This window comes from Paraburkholderia sp. FW306-2-2C-D06C, from assembly GCF_058781505.1.
Genome location: NZ_JBYSWU010000142.1, coordinates 1 through 840, shown reverse-complemented (window position 1 = coordinate 840; position 840 = coordinate 1). Strand labels below are relative to the sequence as shown.

Below are 840 nucleotides of genomic sequence, written 5' to 3'. Positions count from 1 at the left end.
AGTCATTGCCCTTCTGGTGCGACATCAGCAGCTGTTTGTCGAGCACCGAGGCGGGCCACGCGCCGAGCACGTTCAGTGCGAACGTCGGTGCATAATTCTGGTCGGTTGTCACGCTGACGGTTGCGTCGTCAACCTTCTTCACGTTGTTCAGCACGTTGTCTTTCGTGAGGCCGATACCTTGCAGCACCGCTGCCGCGCCCTTATCGAGCAGGACCGTGCGCTGGATCGACCAGGCGACGTCGTCCGCGGTCAAGGCGTTGCCTGAGTGAAACTTGAGGCCCGGACGGATCTTGAACGTGAACGTGAGGCCGTCGGGGCTCACGATCCACGATTGCGACACATCGCCATTGAATTTCGACGGGTCTTTCAGGTCGACGCGTACCAGCCGGTCATAGGTGTTCGCGACGTATTCTTCCGGCACCAGTTCATAGACTTCGCCGGGATCGAGCGTCGTGAATTCGTCGAGGAATGTCGCCATGACGAACATGTCTTTCGGCGTGGCCGCCTGGGCGAGGCCGGCCGCCGTGAACGACAGGGTCAGGGCGGAGGCGACCGCTGCCGCCGCCAGCGCATTGCGCAATACCAGTTTCATACTTGCTCCGTAAGGAATGGGGTAGAGCCTGTAGGGGAACTACGGATGCTGGAATTAGAAAGCCACTACATCAGACGCAACGGGCCGCTTTCGCTGTTGTCGATGAGCGGCAGTACACGTAAATCGGGCAACTCGTAATGCCACCATTCGCTCTTGATGTGCGCGAACCCCGCGGCATGCATTACGCCCAGCAGCAGCAACCGGTTGCGCTGCACGTGCTCGGGCAGGTCAGGATGAAAGTGTTCGGA

The 840-nt window shown here is 59.8% G+C and carries 2 protein-coding genes; both read right to left on the bottom strand.

Annotated elements, in window-relative coordinates; genetic code table 11:
- Positions 1–592, bottom strand: a 592-nt coding sequence (locus AC3WLT_RS37220) for an ABC transporter substrate-binding protein (RefSeq protein ID WP_492596533.1), incomplete at its 3' end; no start/stop codon positions are given.
- 65 nt (positions 593–657) lie between these two features.
- On the bottom strand, positions 658–840 hold a 183-nt coding region (locus tag AC3WLT_RS37215), incomplete at its 5' end, for a M15 family metallopeptidase (protein ID WP_492596532.1).